The sequence below is a fragment of the Bacillus sp. BML-BC051 genome, from assembly GCF_019656175.1.
GTDB classification, from domain to species: domain Bacteria; phylum Bacillota; class Bacilli; order Bacillales; family Bacillaceae_G; genus Bacillus_A; species Bacillus_A mobilis.
Genome location: NZ_BPLI01000201.1, coordinates 1 through 294 on the forward strand (window position 1 = coordinate 1; position 294 = coordinate 294).

General features: G+C 38.1%; 1 pseudogene. It reads left to right on the forward strand.

Annotated elements, in window-relative coordinates:
• Window positions 1–109: 109 nt before the first annotated feature.
• Window positions 110–294, forward strand: a pseudogene (locus K5S59_RS29945) (DUF3243 family protein); the annotation flags it as partial.

Below are 294 nucleotides of genomic sequence, written 5' to 3' on the forward strand. Positions count from 1 at the left end.
AATTATCGGAGTGAATGGCGGTTGGCACTGCTAAAAAATTCTTACATAAAAAATGAATAGTTGCACAAATTAAGGAGGAATTTATTACTAAATAGTGAGGTGCTTAATTATGTCAGTAGTAGATAATCTTGATCAGTAGAAGAGCTTTTTAGGAGAACGTTTAGAGCAAGCGCAAGACAAAGGATTAGATGGCGGTGCGGTATCAGATATGGCGTTTCGTGTTGGCGACTATCTTGCTAATGAGGTAGAAGGACGCAATGACCAAGAGAAATTATTAGCTGAGCTATGGAAAGT